We start from the raw sequence: 24,242 nt of genomic DNA, 5'->3' as shown, positions 1-24,242 counted from the left end.
GAGGTAACAATGCTGCTGAAAGACAGGATCGCGCTCGTCACGGGCGGCGCGAGCGGGCTCGGCTATGCCACGGCGACCGCATTTGCCCGCGAGGGCGCCACCGTCGTCATCAACGACCTGCGCGTCGACGCGGCGCGGGAGGCGGCGGCACGGCTGGGTGAAAAGCACTTCGCGGTTGGCGGCGACGTCTCCAGCGAAGCCGATGTCCAGGCGATGGTCGAGGCCGCGCTCGTCCGCTTCGGCCGTATCGACATCCTCGTCAACAATGCCGGGATGCCCGATAGTTTCACCCCGACGGTGGACCAGACGCTGGCGCATTGGCAGCGGCTGATCGATGTCCACCTCACCGGGACCTATCTGGTGTCGAAGACCGTCGCGGCGTCGATGATCGCCCAAAAATCCGGGGTGATCCTCAATCTCAATTCGATCGCCGGGCTGATGGGCCTGCCGGTCCGCACCGCCTATAGCGCCGCCAAGGCCGGCATTGGCATGCTGACCCAGGTGCTCGGTTGCGAATGGGGGCCGCACAACATCAGGGTCAACGCAATTGCGCCAGGTTACATCCTAACGCCGTTGACCAAAAAGCTGATCGCCGAAGGCAAGATCGAGGAGAAGCGCATCCGCCGGCGAACGCCGATGGGCAAGATGGGATCGGCCGAAGACATCGCCGAGGCCATGGTGTTCCTCGCCTCCGATAGAGCGGAGTTCATTACGGCGATCACCCTGCCGGTGGACGGCGGCTATTGCTCGTGGGGCGCTCCCAGCGACGCCTTTCCCCTCGATTGACGGAGCCGCGCCATGCTTCACGACACCACCACGCCCGACCGGCGGGACAGTTCCAAGGTCGCCTATCGCAAGCCGCAGCCTTTCGGCATGATGACCGACATCTTCCAGGGAACGGGACTGGATCTCGACACGGACGAGCATCTCTGGGTGCCGCAGGCGCCGGGCGTCTGGTTCAAGCCGCTCGTCCTCAGCGTTAGCCAGGGCTATTACATCAACCTGCTCAGGGTACGCAATTCCGGTGTCCTGTCGCGACACCGGCATGCCGGTCCCGTCCATGCGTTCACCCTGCGCGGCCGGTGGTCCTACCTCGAGCACGACTGGGAAGCGGTGCCGCAGAGTTACGCCTTCGAACCGCCGGGCGAGACCCACACGCTGGTGGTGCCGCCCGACGTGCCTGAAATGATCACCCTGTTCCACGTCACCGGCGGCTACGTCTACGTCGATCCGGATGGCAAAGCACTCGGTTACGAGGATGTCTTCACAAAGCTCGCGGCTGCGCGGGCTCATTACGAAGCGATCGGTCTCGGTGCGGATTTTTCCGAAGGAGTGACGCGATGACCGGGCATTACCGGATATTCGGCACCCCGCCACGTTATCTCCAGGGACCCGGCGCGCTCGATCAGCTGGGGACTGTTGCGGCCCCGTTCGGCGCCACGCCCGTGGTCATCGGCGATGCCTTCATTCTCGAAAAGCTGAGGTCGCGCATCGAAACCGTTCTGCGAGCGGCTGGGCTGACGCCAACCCTCCTATCCTTCGGTGGTGAGATTACTTATCCGGCTGTCGATGACCTGAAGGCATCGCTTGGCGATCGTGTTCCTTCCGTCGCGATCGGCATCGGCGGAGGCAAGTCGCTGGATGCCGCCAAGGCGCTGGCGCTGAAGCTCGGTGTCAACGTCATCACAGTTCCGACCATCGCCTCGAACGACAGTCCGACAAGCGCATCAATCGCCATGTACGACGATCGGCATGTTATGATCTCCGTTGATCGTCTCTCGCACAATCCACAAACAGTGATCGTCGATACCCAGCTGATCGCCAATGCTCCTGCCGCCTTCCTGAGGGCCGGCATCGGCGATGCGATCTCCAAGAAATTCGAGGCGGACGGCTGCCTTGCCGGTACCGGCGTAACGCCCTTTGGCACCCGCCCGCTGCTGACCGGCATCGCGGTCGCCGACCTCTGCTACCGCACGCTGCGCCGGCATGCGACCGATGCGCTGCGGGCGGTCGAACGCGGCGAGGTCGATGACTCGGTGGAGGCGACCATCGAGGCCATCATCCTGATGAGCGGTCTCGGCTTCGAGAACGGTGGCCTGTCGCTGTCGCACTCGCTGACGCGCGGGCTGGTCAAGGCGCGCGGTGCTTCGAAGGCCATACACGGCCAGCACGTCGCCTGGGGCGTTCTGGTCCAGTTGGCGGCGGAAGATCGGTCGGATGCCGAGATTGCCGACCTGATCGGCTTTCATCGCAAAACCGGTCTTGCTTGCAGGCTTTCCGATCTCGGCATGGAAGACGCGACGGATGCGGAAATCGACGAGATCGCCGCGCTGACCATGACCGCGCCGCATCTTAAGAACCTTGGGCGGCCGGTCACCGCTGCCGACGTCGCATCGGCAATCCACCGCATCGAGGCACTGGCCGCCGATGGCCATGCGCGGCCAGGCGGCGTCGATTGAATTGAGGAGAAAGCCATGACGACATCAGAAACAATCGCCTCGGTCTTCAGCAAGGGCGGACGGCCGGCGGGAAGCCGACGCGAGATCAGGGTCATCGACACCACCCTGCGCGACGCGCATCAGAGCCTGTGGGCGACGCGCATGCGCACCGAGCACATGCTGTCGATGCTCGACGACTTCCAAGCCGGCGGCTTCGCGCAGGTCGACATGATGGCGCCGATCCAGTTCGACGTCTCCGTTCGTTACCTGAAGGAGGATCCGTGGGAGCGGGTCAGGCTGCTTCACCGGCATGCGCCGAACACCAAGTTCCGCGCCCTGATCCGTTCGAAGAACATCGCCTCCTTCGATTTCCTGGCCGACGACGTGATCGAGGGCTGGGTCGAGCGGCTCTATGCCAACGGCTTCCGGGTGATCGGCTCGTTCGACGGCCTGAACGACATGGACAATATCGCGCCCGGGCTCAGGCAGGCGAAACGCCTCGGCGCCTCGACCTTCGGAGCACTGTCCTTCTGCGAAAGCCCCGTCCACACGGACCAACTCTACATCGACAAGGCCAAGGAGCTGATCGACAAGACGGATGTCGACGCGATCATGCTGAAGGACGCCGGCGGTCTGCTGACGCCCGAGCGCATCCGCACCCTGGTGCCGGCCATCAAGGAAGTGATCGGCGAACGGCCGCTGGAAATTCACAGCCATTGCCTGACGGCGCTCGCGCCGCTGGTCTATCTCGAGGCCGTCGAGCTCGGCGCCGACGCGCTGCATACCTCGATCGCGCCGCTCGCCAACGGCGCAGGACAGCCGTCGACGCAGCGCATGGTCCGCGATCTTCGGGCGCTGGGTTACGTGGTCAACGTCGACGATGCGCGCATCGATGCCATCAGCAAGCGGCTGACCGAGATCGCCGAAGACGAAGACAAGCCGCTCGGAAAACCGGTCGAATATGACGGGCTGCACTACATGCACCAGCTGCCGGGCGGCATGCTCTCGAATTTCCGCTCGCAGCTGGAGACCGCCGGCCTGTCGCACCGCTTCGACGAGTTGCTGCACGAGGTGGCCCGGGTGCGCGAGGAACTCGCCTTCCCCATCATGATCACGCCCTTTGCCCAGTTCGTCGGCACCCAGGCGGTGATGAACATGATCTCCGGCGAGCGCTACAAGGTGGTGCCGAACGAGATCAAGAAATATGCGCTTGGCTATTACGGCAAGCTGCTGGCGCCGATCGCGCCCGATCTCAACGCCCGCATCATCGCCAACGGCGCCTCGAACATCGCGTTGGAATCGACAGCGATCCCACCGATGATGCCGGACCTCAAAGCGCGCTATCCGAACGAAAATATCGACCATCTGCTGCTGCGCGCGATGTTTGCCGGCACCCAGGTGGACGAGATGCAAAAGGCGGTCGCCGCCGGCGACCGGCCCGACGAGACATCGAAGCCCGTCCTCGCGCTGATTAAGGCACTGCACCAGAAGAAGGATGCCGGACGGATCGCCATCAAGACCGCTGATCTGCAGATCAGCCTGCAAAAGGGAGCAGACAATGTTGCTTAAATCGCTCGACCTTAAGGAACTCAAGGCGATCGTCGACTGGGTCGGCGTGACCGACGACGTGCGCGAATTCTCGCTGAAATTCGGCGACGTCGAATTGTTCGTCTCGCGCAACGCGCAGGCATCGGCGCCATTTTTCCATCAGCCCGCCGCAGCGCCGGCAGCTGCACCGGCATCGGCGGCGCCCGTCGTCGTTGCCGCGCCTGCGGCATCGCCGGCACTAGCTGCGTCCGGCGCCTCGCCGAAGGCGGCGGTTCAACTGGCCGCCGACGAAGTGCTCGTCAAGGCGCCGATGGTCGGCACCTTCTATGCCAAGCCGAAGCCCGGCGCGCCGGACTTCGTCGCCGCGGGCGATAAGGTTTCCAAAGATACCGTGCTCTGCATCGTCGAGGTGATGAAGCTGATGAACAACATCGAGGCCGGTGTCGAGGGCACGATCGCCCGCATCCTCGTCGACAATGAGCAGGCCGTCGAATACGGCCAGCCGCTGATGGTCATCAAGTGCGCCTGAGTCGATGGCCGGAAAGGAAATGCGATGCCTGAACTGCTGAAAACCGTCCTCATCGCCAATCGCGGCGAGATCGCTTTGCGCATCATCCGGGCCTGCCAGGAACTCGGCATCCGCAGCGTACTCGCCTATTCCGAGGCGGATGCGGGCTCGTTGCCCGTTCGGCTTGCCGACCAGGCCGTCTGCATCGGCCCGGCGCAGGCCAAGCTCAGCTATCGCAATGCGACAGCGGTGCTCGGCGCCGCGCGCGCCTTCAAGGCCGACGCCATCCATCCCGGCTACGGCTTCCTGGCGGAAAACGCCGAGTTCGCGGAACAATGCGAGAAGGAAGGCATCGTCTTTATCGGTCCAGCAAGTCAGGTTATCCGCAGCATGGGTGACAAGATCGAGGCGAAGAAGATCGCCCGACGCGCCGGCGTGCCGACCGTGCCCGGCTCAGTCGGCGCCATCTCAGAACAGAAGGAAGCGCTGGCCGTTGCCCGGGAAGTCGGCTTTCCGCTGCTGATCAAGGCGGCAGCTGGCGGCGGCGGGCGAGGCATGCGAGTCGTGCGGACGGCGGAGACGCTGGCGAAAGACCTGACGGAGATCATGTCCGAGGCGGAGGTCGCATTCGGCGATCCCTCCGTCTATATCGAGCGCTACCTTACCGACATCCGCCATATCGAGATCCAGGTCATATCGGATGGAGAGCGGACGCTACATCTCGGCGAGCGCGATTGCACCGCCCAGAGACGGAACCAGAAGCTGATCGAGGAATCGCCCTCCCCCGTCCTCGATGACGACCTGCGGCGCGGGTTGGCGCAGGCGGCGGTGGCACTGTGCCATCAAGTCGGCTATCGCAACGCCGGCACGGTCGAATTTGTCTTCGACAATGTCGAGCGCAAATACTACTTCATTGAGATGAATACGCGTATCCAGGTCGAGCACCCGGTCACGGAAATGGTCACCGGCATCGATCTCATCAAGTTGCAGCTGCAGATCGCCAGCGGTATCCCCTTGATGCTCAGGCAGGAAGATATTCGTCTCACCGGCCACGCTATCGAATGCCGCATCAACGCTGAGGATCCCCAGCGCGGCTTTGCGCCGTCGCCTGGGAAAATTCCTTGGTTCCGCGCGCCGGGCGGCTTCGGCGTGCGGCTCGATACGCATATCGAGACCGGCTATGTCATCCCGCCCTTCTATGATTCGATGGTCGGCAAACTGATTTGCTGGGCTGGCGATCGCGACGAGGCGATCGCCCGGATGCGTCGCGCCTTGGATGAACTCGTCGTGGACGGTGTCACGACCACCTCTCAGTTCCACAAGACGATTCTCGAAAGCCCCCAGTTCAGAAGCGGCGAATTCAATACCGCCTTCGTGGGCACACTGCTCAAGTAACTGAGAAGCGACTAGGTGGTCAATTTTATAGCCATTGCACGATATCGAGCTCTTGAAGGGAGTTGAACCGACCACCCATTGCTTAGCTAGCCATTGAAGTGCTGAAGACCATCAAGCTGAGAATTTCGAATAGCACTTGAGCCCCGGCATGAGCGGTGTTGGTGGTCGCGTCATACTGAGGCGCGACTTCAACGACATCTCCGCCAACTATATTCACGCCCTTCAAACCTCGGATGATCTCGAGAACTTCGCGGGAGGTTAAGCCGCCCATCTCGGGCGTCCCGGTGCCCGGCGCGAAGCTTGGATCGAGGCTATCGATATCGAAGGACAAGTAGGTTGGGCCACCTCCGACGATCGCCTTGGCTTTCTCGATGATCGCCGGGATACCAAGGCCGCTGACCTCTTCCGTGTGGATCACAGTCATTCCAGATTCGTAGGAGAATTCCCAAAGATACTCGGCAGATCCCCGGATGCCAATCTGGATCGTGCGTGCCGGGTCGAGAACGCCGTCGAGCACGGCATTCCGGAAGGGGCCGCCATGATGGAATTTGGTCTGATCGAAAGCGCCGCCGGTATCGCAATGGGCATCGATATGAATCATGCCGACGGGTCGCTTTTTACCAACGGCTTTCAGAATCGGATGGGTGATCGAATGGTCACCGCCGACCGCAAGAGGCAGAACGCCGGCCTCGACGATCTGATTGAACCGCTTTTCGATGTCTACGTGGCTCATCTCCAGCCGATAACGACTGCGGAATGGAACGTCACCGATGTCGGCCACGCGCAGATCGAAGACAGGCGCTGTCTCCAGAACATGGTTATAAGGCCCAATACGCTCGATTGCTCTCAAGGCCCTAGGCCCAAACCTTGACCCGGGTCGGTTGGTGACGCCCAGGTCCATTGGCACCCCTACGATCGCCACCTGCAGGTTGCCAAAATCGGGCACTTCGGCATCGACCGGCATGTAAGGCGCCGAGAGGAAGGTCGGTAAACCTGAGTAAGGCGCCAATCTTGTGCCTGACTTCGAAAAGATCTTGTCTGCGACCTTGCGGAAGCGATCGTCGAACAGTTCGCCGCCATGACTGTCACCGTATTTCGCGCGCAGCGCGTTAAGCTTGTCCTGATCCATATAATCACCCTTTTAAGATTCAGCGGCCGGTGAACACCGGCTTACGCTTTTCAATGAAAGCGCGTGCCGCTTCGGCATAATCGTCTGTCGTGTCCATGAACATGTTGAGGTCGGTCTCGATGCGGATCCCTTCCTCCAGCGGCACTTTCTCGCCACGTAAAATCGCCTCCTTGGCATATTGAACGCCGAGCGGCGCGTTGGCCGAGATCATGCTCGCGATCTTGCAGACTTCTCCCATGAGCGCGTCCGTAGACACGACCTTGTTGACCAGACCCATGCGTAATGCGTCACTCGCGTTCAGTCGCTCGCCGGTAAAGATCATCCACATGGCCTGGCTGCGGCCAATCAAGCGCGGCGCGCGCTGTGTCCCGCCCGCCCCTGGGAACGTTCCGAGACCCGTTTCTGGAAACCCGAACCGCGCATTCTCAGCCGCAATACGCATGTCGCAGCATAGGGCCAGTTCCAAACCTCCGCCCAGCGTATAACCATGAACGGCAGCAATCGTCGGCATGGGCAATTTTTCGATGCGATCGAAAATATTACGCGAATAGTGCCTCGCACGAGCTTCGACCGTCGTTGCGACTGGCTTGAATTCCTTGATATCGGCGCCGGCGCAGAAAGCCCTCTCGCCTCGTCCGGCCAGGATGAAGACGCGCGGGCGCGCCCTCTCGACTTCGGCAAGAGCGTCATTGACTTCGCCAACCAGCTGCGCGCTCAAGGCGTTCAGCGCATTTGGACGGTTGAGCCACAACTCAGCGATCTCGTTCTCGATATTCAGTTCAATGCATTCCGGCATTGGCATCCTCATGATTTCGTTCAGGCGCCCTTGAAGCGCGGCTTACGCTTTTCAACGAAGGCCCGGGCAGCCTCCGCATAGTCCTCCGTCGTATCCATGAACATGTTGAGATCGGTCTCAACCCGTAGACCCTCGGCCAGCGGAATCCGCTCGCCTCGCACGACGGACTCTTTGGCGTACGCAATGCCGAGTGGCGCCTTTTCGGAGATGCGCAGAGCGCAGCGACGCGCCTCATCGACAAGCGCTTCCCGCGGCACCACCGCCGTCACAAGCCCCATGCGCAACGCTTCGGACGCATCGATCCGTTCGCCCGTGAAGATCAGTCGCTTCGCCTCGCTTCGGCCAATGAGCTGCGGCAATCGAACCGTGACGCCCATTCCGGGGAACGTGCCCAGCGCGGTCTCCGGAAGGGCGAAGATCGTATCGTCCGCCGCGATGCGTACGTCGCAGGGAAGCGCGAGCGCGATGCCACCGCCAAAAGTGTAGCCATGAACCGCCGCGATCGTTGGCATCGGCAGCGCCTGGAGTGCCGAGCAGACATCGCGCCGGTAATGATAGGCCCTTGCATCGACGGTGGTCGCAATTGGCCGGAACTCCTTGATGTCTGCGCCAGCGCAAAAGGCGCGCTCCCCTCGGCCAGCAAGGATTAGCGCTCGCGCATTTGACCGGGCAATGTCCGCAACGGCCTCATTCAACTCGTCCATCAGTTGACGGCTGAGCGCATTGAGGACTTTGGGGCGGTTCAGCCAGATTTCTGCAATGCGGCCGTCATAGATTAGCTCGACACACTCAGCCATGCCGTCACGCCTTCAGCAGACCGGCGAGCTCAAGCGCGCTGCGGAGCGCCGCACGCTCTTCGTCCTTGATTGCCAGAAGTGGCGGACGCACAGTGGCGCGCTCCAGAACGCCGAGAAGAACCAGCGTCTCCTTCATGCGCGTATGCATGTCGATGAATGGCGCCTTGTAGAAGCATTTGGTCAGCGGTCGGAGCTTTTCGTGGACTTCGCGGGCAGCAAAGAGATCGCCTTGCTCGACTGCCTTCCACATCTCTCCCAGTTCGGCCGCGATGACGCTTCCACTCCCGGACAAAACGCCCTCGCCGCCGACGGCAAGCGAAGACAAAAGCGACGAATTGTTCGAGGTCAATACGGGCACCGGCGGATTGGCTTCGCGGCAGATCTCGACGTTGAGCTGGTATGGCACCATGCCCGCACTGCCTTCCTTGATGCCGACGACATAAGGCAATGCCACTAGCTTGCGCAGAGTGTCTGGCGTATAGCCAAGCCCGCCGCCCGGGCTGAACTGGAAAAGCACCAACGGGATCTCTGCCTGCTCGGCGACGGTCTGATGCCACAACAGCGGCATTTCGTGGCTGGCGCAAGCACCATCGGCGAAAATCGGTGGCGGGAAAACGGTGACCGCATCCGCGCCGGCTTGCTTGGCATCCTTGGCATGCGCGACGGCTTCGGTCAGCGAGTCCGTATAGACACCGGCCAAGACCGGGACACGCCCCTTCACCCGCTCGGCGATGACGCGTGTGACTTCCGCACGCTCTTCGCGTGTCAGTGCGGCGACTTCACCGGCGTGTCCGACGCCGAACAGGGCTGCGACACTTTGTACTTCGAGGCATCGATCGACGAGACGACGCAAGGACGCGTAATCAATCGAAAGATCGTCGAAAAAGGGAGTGAGCAAGGCTGGCACGACGCCGCCGAGTTTTACGCTTCTCATGGTTTTTCCTACCTAGTTGAAAATGCTTTGGTTGCCGCCGGATGGCGGCCATTGTGATCAGACGACTTTGTCCGCCTTCAGGGCCGCGATGCGTGCTTCATCGAAACCCAGTTCGTGCAGAACCTCGTCCGTGTGCTGGCCCACTTCCGGCGCTGCTCGACGCGGATGTCGCTCCAGCGGTGCTTCTGACATTGTGATTGGGCTTCGGATGTTGCGAAGCGTGCCGAGCCGCGGATGCTGCATCTCGAACATCATCTTGTTGTGTTCCATCTGCGGATCGACGAGGAGCTCATCATATGTTTTCACCGGCCCGCACCAGATCCCCTTGGCAAGCAGATGGTCCAGCCATTCTTCCGCTGTGCGCCTCATCATGATCGGTTTGACGATGGCATGAAGTTCTTCCCTCCGGCTGTAGGCTTCCTCTTTGGTGAATTCCGCAATCGAAGGTTCTTCGAGCGCATCAGCGAGTTGGGCGGTCGAAACGTCGGATATGACGATGCAACCTTCCTTCGTCTCGAACACGCCGTAGGGCGCGCTGGCGCCGGGGCTTGCAAGGCCGCACTCGCTGCGGACCTTCTTGATACCATTGGCGCAATCGAAGACGTTTTCCGTTTGCAGATGGACAGCCGCATCCATCAGGCTGGTGTTTATCAGTTGGCCCTTTCCGGTCTTCGTTCGGTGGAACAGCGCTGCCGAGATGGCAAAGGCGTTAAGGGCGGCCGAATGCAGATCGATGACGGATGCGCCCGTGGGTGTCGGCAGGTCGCTTCTTTTGCCGGTCGCACTGGCAAGTCCGGTCAGTCCTTGCAGGATCAGGTCTTGTCCAGGGCGTGACAGATAAGGTCCAGATGGACCGAAACCCGAGGCCGAAAGATAGACGATACCTGGATTGATGTTCGACAGCGCCTCGTACCCAAGGCCAAGCCTGTCCATCACGCCCGGTCGGAAATTCTCCACAACGACGTCAGCGGTCGCGACAAGTGAGTTGACGATATCCTTGCCTTGCGGCGCCTTCAGATCCAGCGTCAAGCTGCGCTGGTTCCGGTGCAGCATATGGAATAGCAGGCTTTCGCCGTTGCGCAACCGATAGGTCCGTTCCAGTGAACCCGTACCGGGCCGCTCGATCTTGATGATATCGGCGCCCAGGTCGCCCAGCAACTGCACGCTGGCAGGTCCCTGCGCCAACTGGGCAAAGCTGATGACCTTCACGCCCGAGAAAGGGAGGTTCGGTTCTGCCTCTGTCATGTTATTCACTCCTCAATGGGAGCCGACCGATATCGGCCGGCCCCAGTCTGTATCTGTTAGTTTCCGGAGAACCACTTTTCGTAGGCGGCATTGATCGCCTGGCCGTCCTTGCGCAGGTAAGGCCAGTCATAGGTGAGCGGCTTCACATCGGGGTGGCCGGCAAGCGTCCAGGCCTTGTATTTCGGGTCGACCTTGTCCATTGCCAGCGTGTTGGCCGGCCCTTGCGCTACCTGCGCGCTGAGTTTGGCGTTGTTGTCCTTATCCAAGATGTAGGCGATGAGCTGCATGGCCTCCTTAGGATGCTTGCTGCCTTTTACGACGGCGATGGAGGCTGCAAGCACGATGCTCGAATCCCAGGCAAAGCCGAGATTGGCGCCGTCCTCGTTGGCGGCGACGATCGAGCCGGCGTCGCAATGACCGGCCATGACGACTTCCTTGTCGCGCAGAAGCTGCGGGCATTGTGGGCCTTGGGCAAACAGAACGAGATTGTCGGAATCGCGTAGCTTGTTGAGCGCTTCGAACGCCTTGTCGAGTTTATAGGGCACAAGCTGATCCCGCGGGACACCGGCGCCCGTCATTGCGCCCATCAACACCGTGCCGGCTGCGGTCGGGCGCGCAAGCACGCCGCGTTTGCCAGGAAATTTCTGAATATCGAAGAAATCTTGCCAGGTCTTGGGTGGGTTATCCCCAAACTTGGCTTTGTCATACGCAAAGCCGTTGACCAGCGTCCGCGTGACGATGGTGTAGTCGCTTCGGTTTGAGTCCTGCATGATCTCGTTGCAGGGGATGACCGTGCAGTCGATCTTCTCAAAGTAATTCTCAGGGTCTGTTGCGTAGAGGTCGCCCTCATAGAGATCCCAGGTCACATCGCCGGTCTCTCTCATCGCCTTGAGTTTTGCCCACTGGACACCAGTCTGGTAGATGACCTCGATATTGGGATGCGCTTTCATGAAAGGTTCCAGCCAAAGCTTCTTCACGGCTTCGCCACTGGCGCCGCCATAACCGACCCAGACGAGCGTTACTTTTCCCTGCGCCATGGCAGGTGGCGCAAGGGTGCTGCAGAGCATCGCCCCGACCGTGACGGCGGCGATAAGAGATCTAGATATGCGTGCAATCACTGATGTCATTGTTATTCCCCTTGCTTTGAGTGCTTGTTACGGTCGGTATCTCAGCGGCTGTATGGAACCGCGACGGGCAGGTCGCTTTTGTGCAGATCCAGGCCGACGAGATCTCCCGTTCGCCAGGCCTCCGTCGAGTTGCAGCGGCATTCAAGCTCGTGGCCGTCGCCCAGATCGATCATCACGCGCATTTGGCCGCCCAAGAATATTGCCTCACTCACCCGCCCGTCGGCCAAGTGGATGCAGCCATCGGGAAGTGTTGCATCCGGTTTCCGCAGCGTCGCAGTCTCGGCCCGGAAAACGGCAGCCGCGGAGCCGGCAATCGGTCTATCCGCATTAAGGCTGACGGGGATAACCCATGCCCGCTCGCCGACGATGGCCCAGTCCGATCCCTGCCGCTCCAGCCGCCCGCCAAGCAGCCGGCCCGCGCCGACGAACGTCGCCGAAAAGGCGGATCGCGGGGCGCGATAGAGTTCAGCCGGCGTACCGGTCTGTTCGATGCGCCCATTGTTAAAGAGGACGACCTGATCGCTCATCGCAAGCGCCTCCTCCTGATCGTGGGTGACATACAAAACGGTGCAACCGAGTTCGCGGGTGATGCGGACGATCTCCCTTTGCAGATGACTGCGCAGGCCGGCGTCAAGCGCACTGAGCGGCTCGTCCATCAACAATACCTTCGGGCTGAAGACGAAGGCTCTGGCCAGCGCGACACGTTGCTGCTGCCCGCCGGACAGTTCTGACGGGTAGCGCCCGGCGATATTCGACAGGCGAACCAGTTCAAGAGCCTCACCGACGCGACGGCGCCGTTCCCCTGACGGGATCTTCCGCAACTTGAGCGGGTACTCGATGTTCTTCTCGATCGTCATATGCGGAAAGAGCGCGTAGTTCTGAAAGACGAAGCCAAGCTCCCGCTTTTCCGCCGAGAGCCGGGTCACGTCGCGCCCGGCGATCTCAACCATCCCTTGGTCGGCGTCGACAAGACCGCTGACGATATTGAGCGTTGTTGTCTTGCCCGACCCGGACGGACCGAGAAAGGTGCAGAAGCTACCCGGCGCTACGTCAAGCGTAATGTCATCGAGGGCAATGAATGAGCCATAATGTTTGCTGACATTGCGCACAGTGATCGGCGCACCGGATCGTGGGGTTGCGATGTTCATGAAGATGCTCCCGAGCGCAGTAGAACATTGGCCGCCTGTCCCGTCGGCATTCGGCGCCGTCGCAATACGACGATCAGGCCGCCAATAAGAAGGATCGCGATGCTGACCAACGATAGGAGAACGGCCGCTGTCGCAGCGATCGGGTCCAAGACGTTTTGCATCTCGCCCCAAAGCTTGAGGGGAAAGGGCTGGACACGGGCGGTGCCAAGCATCAGAGCCCCGACGACGTCGTCCCAGGAATGGAGAAAGGCCAGAACTGCGCCGCCGATAATGCCGACCGAGATGAGCGGCAGTGTGATGGTGATGAGCGCCTTGCTGAAGCTTGCGCCCATTGTTCGTGCCGCTGCTTCTAGTCGCGGATCAAGAGTGCGGCTGGCCGAGACGACGGTGATAACGACATATGAAACACCGACAGTGGTGTGGGCGACGACGAGGGGCACGATCGAGTCAAGAACTTTCAGCGTCGCGAAGACGAAGTAGAAGCCGACCGCGAGGCTGATTGCCGGGAGGATCAACGGCGTTGCCACCAGTGCCTGGACTGAATACTGGCGGCCGATTGCTCCGCGTGCCACGCCGAGACCAAGAGGCACGCCGAGCACTAAAGACAGCAGAACGGTCACCGACCCGATCAGCAGGCTTGTCGTGATCGATTGCGTCCAGACCGGATCGGACAACAACGCCGATAGCCATCGTGTCGAGTAGGCAGGTGGTGGAAAAGTCATGCTGTTGGCGTCGGAAAATCCGAGCATCGCCACCACAACGAGCGGCGCCCATAAAAAGACGTTGACGAGGATCAGCAGGATCCACCCAAAGGGGCCAAGCCGGACAGTCATGCCCCCCTCCGATCGGTTGCGGAACGGTTGAATAGGTTGATGACGAGCAGGCCTGCCAAGGTGATCACAACCAGGGTCGTCGACATAGCGGACGCCGCGCCGAAATTCCCATACTCGGACTGCGTCATGATCGAGGCGCTGATCATCTGTCGCGACGGATCTCCGAGGAGTGCCGGCGTCGCGTAAAAGCTCAATCCGAGAATGAAGATGAGGCCGCACCCAGTGAGAATACCGGCACGGGTTGCGGGAACGAAGATTTGCCAAAAGGCCTGGATCCGGCTGGCGCCAAGACTGCGGGCGGCGGCGACCGTTGCAAGGTCGACACGCTGCATCGAAGCATAAAGGACGAGGATCATATGCGGCAGCAGAACGTGGCTTGTTCCGATGATGGCACCGAGATCATTGCGCATCAACTTCAATGGCTGGTCGATGATGCCGCAGGACATTAGTAGCTTGTTGATGACACCATGAGTCTGGAGCAACTGGATCCACGCAAAAGCCCGGGCAACCGAACTGGTCGCGAACTGTATGGCGAGAAAGAGCATGAGGTAGATCTTGAGTGGTTTCGGCCCGACGCGCATGGCGTAGGCATAGGCATATCCACCAACCAGGGTGACGATCACGACAAACGCTGACGCCTGGATCGTGTTCAGCAAGATGACGAGCGAGCGCCATTCGATGAGGCGAGCGTAGTTTTCAGGCCCGGGATCGGTCAGGCTGCGGTTGATCGTAAATACGAGCGCAGCGCCGAACCCTGCGACGATGAATAGAATTCCTGGCAGAGCGCCCCATGTCCACGGGTCGCTCCAGCGCCTTCGCGCCATATGCACCATAACTGTACCCCTGGAGATTGCTTCAGCAACTTTTCCGTTTTTCGGAATTGCAATTCCGTTAAATGGAACGTAAACAGTATCGGACGCGGCTGTCAAGCCGATTGTTTGAATGCCGGATAGCGACCGCGTAAAAGTATGGCGGCGAGGAATTCCGAGATTGAGGGGACTGATGGAGAAGAATGACGCAAGCGAAGGTTCGGCGCCTCTCGCGCGAGCCGCTCAGATCGTGGATGTCGTCGCCGCAAACAAAGGCGGATTGACATTGAAAAAGATCAGCGAAGCCGTTGGACTTGCACCGTCGACGACACACCGAATGGTCAATAGTCTCGTCGCTATCGGATATCTGGCATCACGGGAACAGGATAAGACCTATGAACTCGGTCAGCGATTGATCCGTGTCATGCACATGGCATTTGGATCACGAAACATTCAAACGCTGTCGGATCCGATCCTCACTCGCCTGCTTCGACAGTTTGGTCAGGTTTCTTATGTCAACCAACTCGTGGGTAATAAGGTTCGGCTCGTCGCCTTCGCAACACCAGAAAGGATGGATCGGACGCTCGTGGTGCCAGGCGAAGCCTCGCCAATTCACGCGACCGCGTCAGGAAAGGCCATATTCGCGTTTCAGGATGCTGCGATCGTTGATAGAGAGCTTTCCCTACCTCTGCAGAAGTATTTACCGAATACGATTGTTGATCCCGCCGCAATCCGCGAGGAATTGGCTGAAGTTAGAGTCAGAGGCTACGCTATAACCAAATCGGAATTCGATCTTGGAGTCACTGCCCTCGCTGTTCCGATCGAAATTCCGATTGCTGGCGTCGTATTCTCGATCGGGATGACTGGTTTCGAGAACCAGATGTTTTCCGAAGCCAGCCTTGACCAATACGTGCTCGCTCTCTCAGAGGCCGCTGAAGAATTGAAGCCGGTCTTGTCGTTTGTTGGACATGCAGAATTGTAACATACAGGGTGCAAGAGGCCGCTTGCTGTCGTACCATTTTTAGCGCGATTAAAGCTTATCCCGCCAACTTGTCATATGGGTGCTAATTCTGGCGCTCGGGAATGTGCACGATCAGACCTTCTAAGTCATCCCTCACTCTCAACTGGCATGTCAGCCGGCTGCGTGACGCTTCAGGTTGCCAGGCAAATTCGATCATATCCTGCTCGATCGCATCGGGAACAGGGAGTTTATCGATCCAGTCTCTATCAACATAAACATGACAGGTCGAACAGGCACAAGCACCGCCGCAGTCGGCGACAATGCCGGGGATATCGTTTTCGCGCGCTCCTTCCATTACTGAGCTCCCGACCTCCACATCGACATCGCGGCGAGTTCCGTCAGCCAGAACGTAAGTTATCAGGGTCATGTGAAGGGTCCTTTCTGGTCATCCTAATTGACCGGCCGAGCGCGGCAAAGAGGGCCGCTGAGATGCGGATTCCACTCATGAAGCAGTCGATGGAAATATTCTCGTTCGGCGCGTGGTTGGCTTCATCCGCATTGGCAAAAGGCAGGAGGAAGGTCGGCAGACCGAGAATCGTAGAAAATACATGGGTGGGCAGCGTTGCGCCGAGGCTTGCTTGGATCAACGGCTTGCTACCGCATACTGCCCTAACGGCTTCGATCAGATAGGTGGCATAGGGGGAGTCGATCGGAGTCCTCGCCGGCGGAGTGCCCTGTAGAGGCCGGAATTCGACATCGGGCGCAAAGGCGTGGACATGGTCGGCGACGCAGCGCATCACGTATTCCGGTGTCTGTCCGGACACGAGCCTCATATCGCATTTGGCAAAGGCCGTCGCCGGAATGACTGCCTTGGAACCCTCGCCCTCATAGCCGCCGTGTAGTCCGTTGATGGTGAGTGTCGGATGGAACATCAGCCGGTCATAATAAGGCCGGTCCTCTGGTCGATCGATTGCACGGAAGCCGAGTGTTGACTGGACTGCGCCGAGATCGACCGGCAGCGCGTCGGTAGCTGCACGTTCGCGATTGGAGGGCGGGACGACCTGATCGTGCAGGCCAGCGATGGTAATATACCCGTCGGCATTTTTCATAGTGCCAAGCAAATGAACGAGCGACCAGATTGCATTAGGCATCACGCCGCCGAAATTTCCGGAATGCGCATCCCGGCTGCCCGTGCGGGCGTGCAACTCGAAGGAAACGAAGCCGCGATTGCCGAAACAGATGACAGGTTGACCGCTCTCATGCAGATGGCCGTCGGAAATCACCACGAAGTCGGCCGCCAGCCTTTCGCGATGCTCGCGCACGAAGCCCGCAAGGTTTGGACTTCCGACCTCCTCCTCACCTTCCAGCATCAGGATGACATTGCATGGAAAGCTGCCATGGACGGTATGCCAGGCTTCGAGCGCCAGTATATGAGCGAAATGCTGAGCCTTGTTGTCTCCGACGCCCCGCGCATAGACGCGGCCATTACGGATGGTTGGCTCGAAAGGCGGGCTCAGCCAGGCCTCGTAGGGCTCTGGCGGCTGCACATCGTAATGGCCGTAGATGAGCACGGTGGGCTTGTCAGGAATAGGGCCGTGCCGGGCCAAGATGCAGGGGAAGCCCGCAGTCGGCAGCAGCTCCGCCTCCATGCCGAGTCTTTCGGAAATGATATCGCAGGCAAGCATGGCTGCCTCGTCCATGCCGATGCGCTGGGCGCTGATGCTCGGCTGCCGCACATACTCCATTAGGCGGGCAACGTAGTCGTGAGCCTGAACATCGACATGGGCGAGAACTGCCTCGAGATCGCTCATCGCGCTCACCCGATATTGGCGCGGGGATCATGGCGCGACATGCGCTTCAGCAGCAGTTCGACCTCACCTTTGCCAGCAGGACTCAGCTCCGGGCCGGGTCGGCGCTGAGCTTCGCTGGAAAGCACGCCTCGCCGATGCAGTACGTATTTACGGGCCGCGAGACCCAGTCCCGGTTGCTGCTCGTAGCGCACCAGTGGCAAGTGAACGTCGAAAATGTCCATTGCCGCCTCGATATCCCCTTGTCGCGCCCGATCGACGACATCGACCAGCATTTCGGGGAAAGCATAGCCTGTCATCGCACCATCCGCGCCGCGAGCCATTTCCAGGTCCAGGAAGGCGCCGCCATTTCCGCACAGGATCGAGATCGGTCGTAACGAGCCGTCGGCCTGCCAGGCTCGCAGTTGGGTGATTTTGTCAAGCCCCGGCCAATCCTCATGCTTGAGCATTGCGCAGGCGGGATTGTCGTTGACGATGCGGCGAATGACGGCCGGCGACATGACGACGGACTGGGCCAGCGGAAAATCCTGGATGACCAAGGGAATGTCGCTGCCGATCGCATCCAAGACGTTGGCGTAATAGCCGACGATCTGGTCGTCCGTCCTGAGGTTGGCCGAAGGCGCTACCATTACGCCGGCCGCACCGAGCGCCATCGCTTCCTGCGCCAGCCGCTGCATCGGGGCAAAGCCAGGCGACGAGACCCCAACCACGACCGGCACGCTGCTATGCGCCATGAAGCGGCGGATAACCTCGGTTGCTTCCGCGGCATCGAGTTTCTGGGCCTCGCCCATCATCCCGAGGATGGTGAGCCCGCAGGCGCCGGCCTCAGCGTAGAAATCACAGAGCCTGCCAATCCCGTCAAGATTGATCCGACCGTCGTCGTGAAAGGGAGTAACCGCGATGGCATAGACGCCCTTGGCTTCGTTTATGGTCATGATGACTCCTTCAATACAGTTCGGCGCCGAAATTCCGGGCGCTGTCCATTTCGAGCGGCAACTTGCCGGTTGGAATGGCGGCTTCGCCGGCGGCTCTCGCCAGGAAGCGTCCTGAGCCAGCTGCAGCGTGGAGCTTGCCGTCGGCCACAATCACTTCGCCGCGGCGGATAATGGTTTCCGGCCAGCCCCTGACCGTGCGACCCGAAAACGGCGTAAACCCCGACAAATCGTGCACAGCCGAATCGCTGAAGGTCACGGTTTTCCCCGGATCCCAGATCGCGATGTCGGCATCGCCGCCGATGGCAATGCTGCCCTTCTTCGGTGCAAGCCCGTAGATTCTGGCCGGCTCGCTTGCCGTCCAGCGCACGAAGTCCTGCACGGAAAACCGGCCGCTCGATACCATTGCATCGAACATCAGCGGCAGCCGCGCCTCTATGCCGGGAACCCCGCTGACCACCTGCTTGAAGTTCGGCACCGCTGCATTGCGCAGCTTGCCGGTCCCGTCGAAGGCATAGGGCGAATGATCCGACGAGATGATCTGCAGATCGCCGAGCGACAGCGCCTGCCACAATGCATCCGCGTCCGCCGTCTCGCGCGCTGGTGGCGAGAACATGAACTTGGTCGCTTCATTGCCGGGCCGGTCGAGATCCTGGCGTGTCAGGAAGAGGTATTGCGGGCAGGTTTCGGCAAATACTTTCTGGCCACGACCGCGGGCTTCGCGAATGACGGCGGATCCCTCCACCGTCGAGACATGGTAGACCATGACCGGCTGATCGACGAGTTCAGCCAAAGCCAGGAAGCGGTAAATTGCTTCGCGCTCCGCAAGTCTCGCATGAGCCAGCGCATGATATCGGCCGTGCTCATACCCGCGCTTGAGCAGCCGGTTGGTGAGCCAGGTGATCATCCCGTGATTTTCGGCATGGGCCATGACGAAGGCGGAATTCTCGCGAGCCTTCATGAGGATCTCGAGAATGCGCTCGTCATCGACCCTCACCCGGTCATAGGTCATGAAAATCTTCAGCGACGAATGGCCCGCCTTTATCAGGCCCGGCAGTTCGTCAGTCAGCACCGCCTCGGTCGGATCGCCGAGGATCATGTGGAAGGCATAGTCGATGACCGCGCCAGCTTTTGCCACCCGATGGTAATCCTCGACCACGCGTGCCAGGCTCTGCCCGGTGTTTTGCGCGGCAAAGCTGATGACACTTGTCGTGCCACCGAAAGCCGCCGCTGTCGTGGCCGACAGGAAGGTGTCGGAATTTATGAAGCCGCCCGACGACATCTGCTCGATATGCGCGTGACTATCGACCCCGCCCGGCAAGACGAGCCGTTCGCTCGCATCGATCGTCCTGCGCCCTCCCGGCAGATTGACGCCGATAGCTGCAATCTGGCCATCACGCACCGCCACATCAGCCCTGAAACATTCGCCGGACGTAACGACCGTACCGCCGCGGATAACAAGATCGAACACATGCCTCATCAAGCTGATTCCTTCGAAAAATGGTGCGGTAGAATCTCACTCTCTAACCGGCGACAATCGGAATGCGTCCGGGATCGCGCAAAAGCGCTTCAATGACACGTTGATTGGTCTCCTGAGTTTCTTGCAGGCAGATTGCGACTGCGCGGTCGACGTCTCGACGACGCAAGGCGTCGATCAGTTCAAGATGCGTTTCCTCAAGATGACGGACCGGCCAGGATATGATGCCGAGATTGAACAACCGTTCAGACTCATCGAGTATGCGCGTCAGCATCGAGACGATGCGGTGGTTTCCTGTTAGTTTGGCAACGCCAAGATGGAACGCCCTGTTCAGTCCTATCAGGTCAGCGGCCTCGGTAGGAACCGGATTTGGCAGGCGCGCGATCGCTGACAAGGCATCGATCGCCTGGTCCGACGCTTCCGCAATCAACATGCGCACGACACCGGATTCAAGAATAAACCGTGCGTCCCCGAGGCCCTTGAAATCACTGAGACTAATTGGCGTCACTTGATAACTTCGGCCATTGGCCGGCGAGACCAGGCCTTCCTGCCTGAGGCGCGACAGTGCATCCCGCACCGGCGTTGGGCTGACGGAATATTCGCGCGCCAATGCGACCTCAGAAACGGAGGCGCCGGGCGCAAGTTCGCAGGAGATGATGCGGCGGCGCAGCTCCGCATAGATCTGCGCCCACCGCGCCTGCGGCACCTCTGCCTCAATTTCCATGCCGACCTTTTGCATTTGCACCGTCATCCGGCCACCGACCATTCCATACCTCCCGCAACGCAGCATTTTTCATATTAACTGATCACTACAGCGTTGACATAAAACCACTGTAGTGATTAGCATACTGATCACGATAGTCCAGTAAGGAGTGATGCCAAGCGGCATTTTCGAAAAAATTAGTTGTTTACGGGCGCTCAGTTACAACAAGGGGAACGGCATGCCTGCAAAACATACGCTTCTGACATCTTCTATTTTCGTTGCGGCCGCGTTATTCGGTACCTCCGCTGCCGCACAGTCAAACCCGCCGACAAGCTGCGGGACGACCGGCGGCACAATGGTTGTCGCCATGCCGGCAGACATTCTGCGCAGCGATCCGATGCTCGCCTCCGACACGCAGGTCTGGTACATATCCGGAAATGTCATGCAGGGCCTCATGGGGCCGAAGCCCGGCAAGGTCGCCGAGCTCGAGCCGGTGCTCGCCAAATCGCTTCCCGACATCAGTGCCGACGGTATGGTCTACAAATTCCAGCTGCGCGAGGGCGTGACGTTCCATGACGGGACGCCGTTCAACGCCGTGGCCGTCAAGTATAATCTCGACCGCTGGACATCGCTTGCCAAGGAGCTGCAGCCCTACGCCCCCTATACGGCGGCGACGATCGGCTTCGGCGCGAACAGCATCATCAGCGCGGTCAAGGTCACCGGCGACTACTCCGTCGAAATCGACCTGAAGAAGCCGAACTCCTCGTTCCTCGACTACCTCGCTCTCGCCGGCTTCTCGATCGCCAGTCCGACCGCTCTAAAGGCCGGCGGCGCCGACAATTCGGTGACCGACATCAGCAAGATCCCGTTTGCGCAGGGCGGCCCGACCGCACTTGTCGGAACCGGCCCGTTTAAGTTCAAGGAATGGGCAAAGGGCGATCATCTGACGATCACGCGCAACGACAAATACTGGGACAAGGCCGGCATTCCCTGCCTCGACCAGGTGGTGTTCCGGCCGATTTCGAACCCGGCAACGGTCCTGAACGGCCTGCAGGCCGGCGATATCGACGTCGCCTTCCAGGTTGGCCCGAGCGACGTGCCGATCATCAAGGCCAATCCGAAGCTCCAGATCGTCGAGCGTGGCGACAGCTGCAACATGTTCCAGCTGGCCCTTAATGACGAGGTCTTCCCGTTCAACGACCCGAGGGTTCGCCGGGCGATCGCCTATGCCATCGACAAGGACGGGCTGATCGACGGTTTCTACGGCGGCTATGCCGACGCAGCGGACGGCTTTCTGCCGCCTGCCTTCCAATATGCCAAGCCGCTCAACCTGCCGAAATACGATCCGGCCATGGCCAAGAAGCTGCTCGCCGAGACGGGATATACGCCCGACCAGCTGAAGATCCAGTTCTGGTATCCGTCGAATGTCGTCCGTCCCTATATGCCGGATGCCAGCGGCGAATTCCAGGCGATCGCCGCCAATCTGGAAGCCGTCGGCTTCAAGGTGGAGCCGAAGTCCGACATCTGGTCGCCGAACTATCTCGACGCCTACGTCACGGGCAAGTATCCAATGTATCTGATGGGCACGATCTGCCAGTGGGCGAGCGCCGACAACTTCCTGCTCGTCAACTATTTCGGCTATGTCGACGGCAAGCCGCGCAAGCAGTGGAACTACAAGAACGACGCCCTGCAGGTGAAGATGGAGCAGGCGCTCGCCGCACCCAACACCCAGGACGCAACCAAGCTCTGGGGTGAAGCACAGGACATGCTCGGCAAGGATCTTCCGATCATTCCGCTCGTCAACGCCAAGCCTCCGGCCGCCGCACAGACCCGCGTCAAGGGCTTCGTCAGTTCCGGCAATCTCCGCGAGCAGATGAACACCGTTTGGCTCGCCAAAAACTGAACCGAATAGGATTTCGACATGATTGCTCCGATTGAAATCGTTCCCGGCCGGATCTACCGGCTGGGGGGATCGGTGAAGCTGAACAACAACGTATCGTGGGTGCCTGCCCATGTGCGCGGATACCAGCCCCAGAACTGTTATCTCGTGGTTGAAGGCGATCGCGCCACTCTGATCGATACCGGCATTGCCGCGCACAAGCACATCATCACAGAGCAGTTGCTCCAGGTGCTTCCGAAGGGCATGCCACTGACGGTCTTCCTGACGCGTTCCGAATATGACTGCATCGGTTCGCTGGCGGAAATCCAGAAGCATGTGCAGGTCGAGCGTCTGCTGGCCGGCGGATCGGTGAACCCCTTCGACGCGTTCGATGCTGTCATCGAGCTCGAGGGCACCTGGGACAACCGCATCCAGCTCGGACGCAATCCGGTCGGCGGCGCATCGACGCTGGAAACATCCGATCAGCTCGAGACGATCACACCGGCGCTGCGGCTTCTCGTGACCTTCTGGGTCTATGACAAGGTCTCGAAGACCTTCTTCTCCTCGGATCTCTTCGGTCATACCGTCACGACCAACGAGGATGATGCCGTCATCATCGACGCCGGTCAGGCCGATGCGATCACACGGACGGGTGTCCGCGAACATATGGAATCCAAATTCCACTGGCTGCCGCATTCCGTTCCCGACGGCGTCCCCGCCCGCGACCTGCGAAAGCTGTTTGCCGAACGCGAAATAGAGAATATCGCGCCGTCGCATGGATTGGTCCTGCGCGGCAACGAGGTGGTCCAGCGCCACTTCGACCACGTCATCACCCTACTCGACAATCCCTGGGGGACTGCGGCATGAGCATCGAGGCTTCCGGCCGCCCGCGCGAGATCGCGCCGGGCATTCACCTTCTGGGCATCTGCCACGTCTATCAGAACGACGTGCGCTTTCCCTTCGTCAACGGCAAGCCGATCCATCTGCACCTGTCGAACTATGTCATCAAGGGAACGGAGAAGACCGTCCTCGTCGATACCGGCGAGCCTGCCGGCTGGCAGATCGTCTCGGAGCAGCTTGACCAGATTCTCGGCAACCGCAAGCTCGACTACCTCTTCTCGACGCATCCCGAATTCCTGCATTCAGCCAATTTGGCGCGCATCATGCAGAAATATCCCGAATGCACGCTCGTGGGCGACATCCGCGACTACGACATGTATTTTCCGGGCCTGACGGACAGGTTTGCGCCGATACCGCTGCGCAGCGTGCTCGATCTCGGCGGCGGCTACGAATTCGTCATCCTCGAAGCGCCGATCAAGGACCTGCCGAGCACCACCTGGGGCTACGAAAAGAAGAACAAGGTGTTGTTCTCCGCCGATGCCTTCCAGTTCGCGCATGTCCATGCCAGCATCCCGGGTCTCGACTGGACCGAGTTCCACACCGAGCAGGAATGTTCGATGACCACGGAAGAACTCCCCGGCGGCGTCGGGCAGGTCAAGGACAATGCCGCCTTCATCTTTCGCGCGGCGCTCTACTGGCTGCGCTATATCGATCCGCAACCGCTCTTCGATCGCGTCGAAGCCCTGTTTAAGGAATTCCCGCCGCGCATCATCTGCCCCGCGCATGGACATGTGATCATGAACCCGCATGATATCGTGCCGATCATTGAGGCCGAAATGGAATCCATCAGCGGCACCAGCGGAACGTCCAAGGACCGTCCGCTGACCGAGGCTGACACCAAGGCAGCGGCCGGCCACGGCGCTCAGCAGGGCTGA

The 24,242-nt window shown here is 60.2% G+C and carries 24 protein-coding genes; 10 read left to right on the top strand and 14 right to left on the bottom strand.

All coding sequences use genetic code 11. The features are described 5' to 3' along the window. Positions 1–9: 9 nt before the first annotated feature. The 6 genes from GR212_RS29230 to accC are packed head-to-tail and all read left to right on the top strand — an operon-like array spanning position 10 to position 5,889. On the top strand, positions 10–786 hold the full coding sequence (locus tag GR212_RS29230; protein ID WP_163992154.1) for an SDR family NAD(P)-dependent oxidoreductase: 777 nt from the start codon (positions 10–12) through the stop codon (positions 784–786). Positions 787–798: 12 nt separating this feature from the next. Then, complete coding sequence (locus tag GR212_RS29225) at positions 799–1,344, top strand: 2,4'-dihydroxyacetophenone dioxygenase family protein (RefSeq protein ID WP_432444417.1); 546 nt, start codon at positions 799–801, stop codon at positions 1,342–1,344. Then, the gene (locus tag GR212_RS29220) at positions 1,341–2,459 is read left to right on the top strand and encodes a glycerol dehydrogenase (protein WP_163992152.1); all 1,119 of its coding nucleotides are present in this window, start codon (positions 1,341–1,343) and stop codon (positions 2,457–2,459) included. The genes GR212_RS29225 and GR212_RS29220 overlap by 4 nt, the downstream gene beginning before the upstream one ends. 15 nt (positions 2,460–2,474) lie before the next feature. Further along, a complete protein-coding gene (locus GR212_RS29215) occupies positions 2,475–4,007 on the top strand; it encodes a pyruvate carboxylase subunit B (protein ID WP_163992150.1) in 1,533 nt (510 codons plus the stop codon). After that, positions 3,997–4,515 (top strand): acetyl-CoA carboxylase biotin carboxyl carrier protein, encoded by a 519-nt coding sequence (gene accB / locus GR212_RS29210; protein ID WP_163992147.1) that lies wholly within the window; start codon positions 3,997–3,999, stop codon positions 4,513–4,515. The genes GR212_RS29215 and accB overlap by 11 nt, the downstream gene beginning before the upstream one ends. A 33-nt stretch (positions 4,516–4,548) precedes the next feature. Further along, the gene (gene accC, locus GR212_RS29205) at positions 4,549–5,889 is read left to right on the top strand and encodes an acetyl-CoA carboxylase biotin carboxylase subunit (protein WP_204326813.1); all 1,341 of its coding nucleotides are present in this window, start codon (positions 4,549–4,551) and stop codon (positions 5,887–5,889) included. Positions 5,890–5,971: 82 nt separating this feature from the next. Here the strand turns inward: accC and speB are convergent, their stop codons facing one another. From speB to GR212_RS29160, 9 genes are read right to left on the bottom strand one after another with little or no spacing between them, the layout of a single operon-like run. Then, complete coding sequence (gene speB / locus GR212_RS29200) at positions 5,972–7,018, bottom strand: agmatinase (protein ID WP_163992143.1); 1,047 nt, start codon at positions 7,016–7,018, stop codon at positions 5,972–5,974. A gap of 19 nt (positions 7,019–7,037) precedes the next feature. Next, on the bottom strand, positions 7,038–7,820 hold the full coding sequence (locus GR212_RS29195) for an enoyl-CoA hydratase/isomerase family protein (protein ID WP_163992141.1): 783 nt from the start codon (positions 7,818–7,820) through the stop codon (positions 7,038–7,040). 14 nt (positions 7,821–7,834) lie between these two features. Continuing rightward, entirely contained in the window at positions 7,835–8,611 is a 777-nt protein-coding gene (locus GR212_RS29190; protein WP_163992139.1) for an enoyl-CoA hydratase/isomerase family protein, read from the bottom strand. A 4-nt stretch (positions 8,612–8,615) separates the two neighbouring features. Next, entirely contained in the window at positions 8,616–9,545 is a 930-nt protein-coding gene (locus GR212_RS29185) for a dihydrodipicolinate synthase family protein (protein WP_163992137.1), read from the bottom strand. 57 nt (positions 9,546–9,602) lie between these two features. Beyond that, the gene (locus tag GR212_RS29180; RefSeq protein WP_163992135.1) at positions 9,603–10,790 is read right to left on the bottom strand and encodes a CaiB/BaiF CoA transferase family protein; all 1,188 of its coding nucleotides are present in this window, start codon (positions 10,788–10,790) and stop codon (positions 9,603–9,605) included. A 56-nt stretch (positions 10,791–10,846) separates the two neighbouring features. After that, the gene (locus GR212_RS29175; RefSeq protein ID WP_163992133.1) at positions 10,847–11,917 is read right to left on the bottom strand and encodes an extracellular solute-binding protein; all 1,071 of its coding nucleotides are present in this window, start codon (positions 11,915–11,917) and stop codon (positions 10,847–10,849) included. A 41-nt stretch (positions 11,918–11,958) separates the two neighbouring features. After that, positions 11,959–13,026 (bottom strand): ATP-binding cassette domain-containing protein, encoded by a 1,068-nt coding sequence (locus GR212_RS29170; protein WP_204326809.1) that lies wholly within the window; start codon positions 13,024–13,026, stop codon positions 11,959–11,961. Between the two features lie 35 nt (positions 13,027–13,061). Beyond that, positions 13,062–13,898, bottom strand: a complete 837-nt coding sequence (locus GR212_RS29165) for an ABC transporter permease (protein WP_163992129.1) — start codon at positions 13,896–13,898, stop codon at positions 13,062–13,064. Beyond that, the gene (locus tag GR212_RS29160) at positions 13,895–14,731 is read right to left on the bottom strand and encodes an ABC transporter permease (RefSeq protein WP_163992127.1); all 837 of its coding nucleotides are present in this window, start codon (positions 14,729–14,731) and stop codon (positions 13,895–13,897) included. Before GR212_RS29160 ends, GR212_RS29165 begins: the two co-directional genes overlap by 4 nt. A gap of 169 nt (positions 14,732–14,900) precedes the next feature. Here GR212_RS29160 and GR212_RS29155 point away from each other — a divergent pair, with 169 nt between their 5' ends. Then, positions 14,901–15,689 carry an IclR family transcriptional regulator gene (locus tag GR212_RS29155; RefSeq protein ID WP_163992125.1) on the top strand — a complete coding sequence of 263 codons (789 nt, stop codon included), beginning with the start codon at positions 14,901–14,903 and terminating at the stop codon, positions 15,687–15,689. Positions 15,690–15,771: 82 nt separating this feature from the next. On the opposite strand, the gene GR212_RS29150 is transcribed toward GR212_RS29155, so the two are convergent. From GR212_RS29150 to GR212_RS29130, 5 genes are read right to left on the bottom strand one after another with little or no spacing between them, the layout of a single operon-like run. Further along, positions 15,772–16,095 (bottom strand): 2Fe-2S iron-sulfur cluster-binding protein, encoded by a 324-nt coding sequence (locus tag GR212_RS29150; RefSeq protein WP_163992124.1) that lies wholly within the window; start codon positions 16,093–16,095, stop codon positions 15,772–15,774. Continuing rightward, on the bottom strand, positions 16,067–17,479 hold the full coding sequence (locus GR212_RS29145; protein ID WP_163992122.1) for a M20/M25/M40 family metallo-hydrolase: 1,413 nt from the start codon (positions 17,477–17,479) through the stop codon (positions 16,067–16,069). Before GR212_RS29145 ends, GR212_RS29150 begins: the two co-directional genes overlap by 29 nt. 5 nt (positions 17,480–17,484) lie before the next feature. Further along, entirely contained in the window at positions 17,485–18,411 is a 927-nt protein-coding gene (locus GR212_RS29140) for a dihydrodipicolinate synthase family protein (protein WP_163992120.1), read from the bottom strand. A 10-nt stretch (positions 18,412–18,421) separates the two neighbouring features. Next, on the bottom strand, positions 18,422–19,891 hold the full coding sequence (gene hydA, locus GR212_RS29135) for a dihydropyrimidinase (RefSeq protein ID WP_432444416.1): 1,470 nt from the start codon (positions 19,889–19,891) through the stop codon (positions 18,422–18,424). A gap of 40 nt (positions 19,892–19,931) precedes the next feature. After that, entirely contained in the window at positions 19,932–20,651 is a 720-nt protein-coding gene (locus GR212_RS29130; protein WP_163992117.1) for a GntR family transcriptional regulator, read from the bottom strand. 175 nt (positions 20,652–20,826) lie between these two features. On the opposite strand from GR212_RS29130, the gene GR212_RS29125 reads away from it, so the two are divergent. From GR212_RS29125 to GR212_RS29115, 3 genes are read left to right on the top strand one after another with little or no spacing between them, the layout of a single operon-like run. Beyond that, complete coding sequence (locus GR212_RS29125; protein WP_163992115.1) at positions 20,827–22,491, top strand: ABC transporter substrate-binding protein; 1,665 nt, start codon at positions 20,827–20,829, stop codon at positions 22,489–22,491. Between the two features lie 18 nt (positions 22,492–22,509). After that, the gene (locus tag GR212_RS29120; RefSeq protein WP_163992113.1) at positions 22,510–23,334 is read left to right on the top strand and encodes a hypothetical protein; all 825 of its coding nucleotides are present in this window, start codon (positions 22,510–22,512) and stop codon (positions 23,332–23,334) included. Continuing rightward, positions 23,331–24,242: an MBL fold metallo-hydrolase gene (locus tag GR212_RS29115; RefSeq protein WP_163992111.1), complete on the top strand. Its 912-nt coding sequence runs from the start codon at positions 23,331–23,333 to the stop codon at positions 24,240–24,242. The genes GR212_RS29120 and GR212_RS29115 overlap by 4 nt, the downstream gene beginning before the upstream one ends.

Source organism: Martinezella lusitana (assembly GCF_010668395.1).
GTDB lineage: Bacteria > Pseudomonadota > Alphaproteobacteria > Rhizobiales > Rhizobiaceae > Rhizobium > Rhizobium lusitanum_A.
Note: the sequence above shows the minus strand (reverse complement) of the source record. Positions and strands in the feature narration are given on the sequence as shown.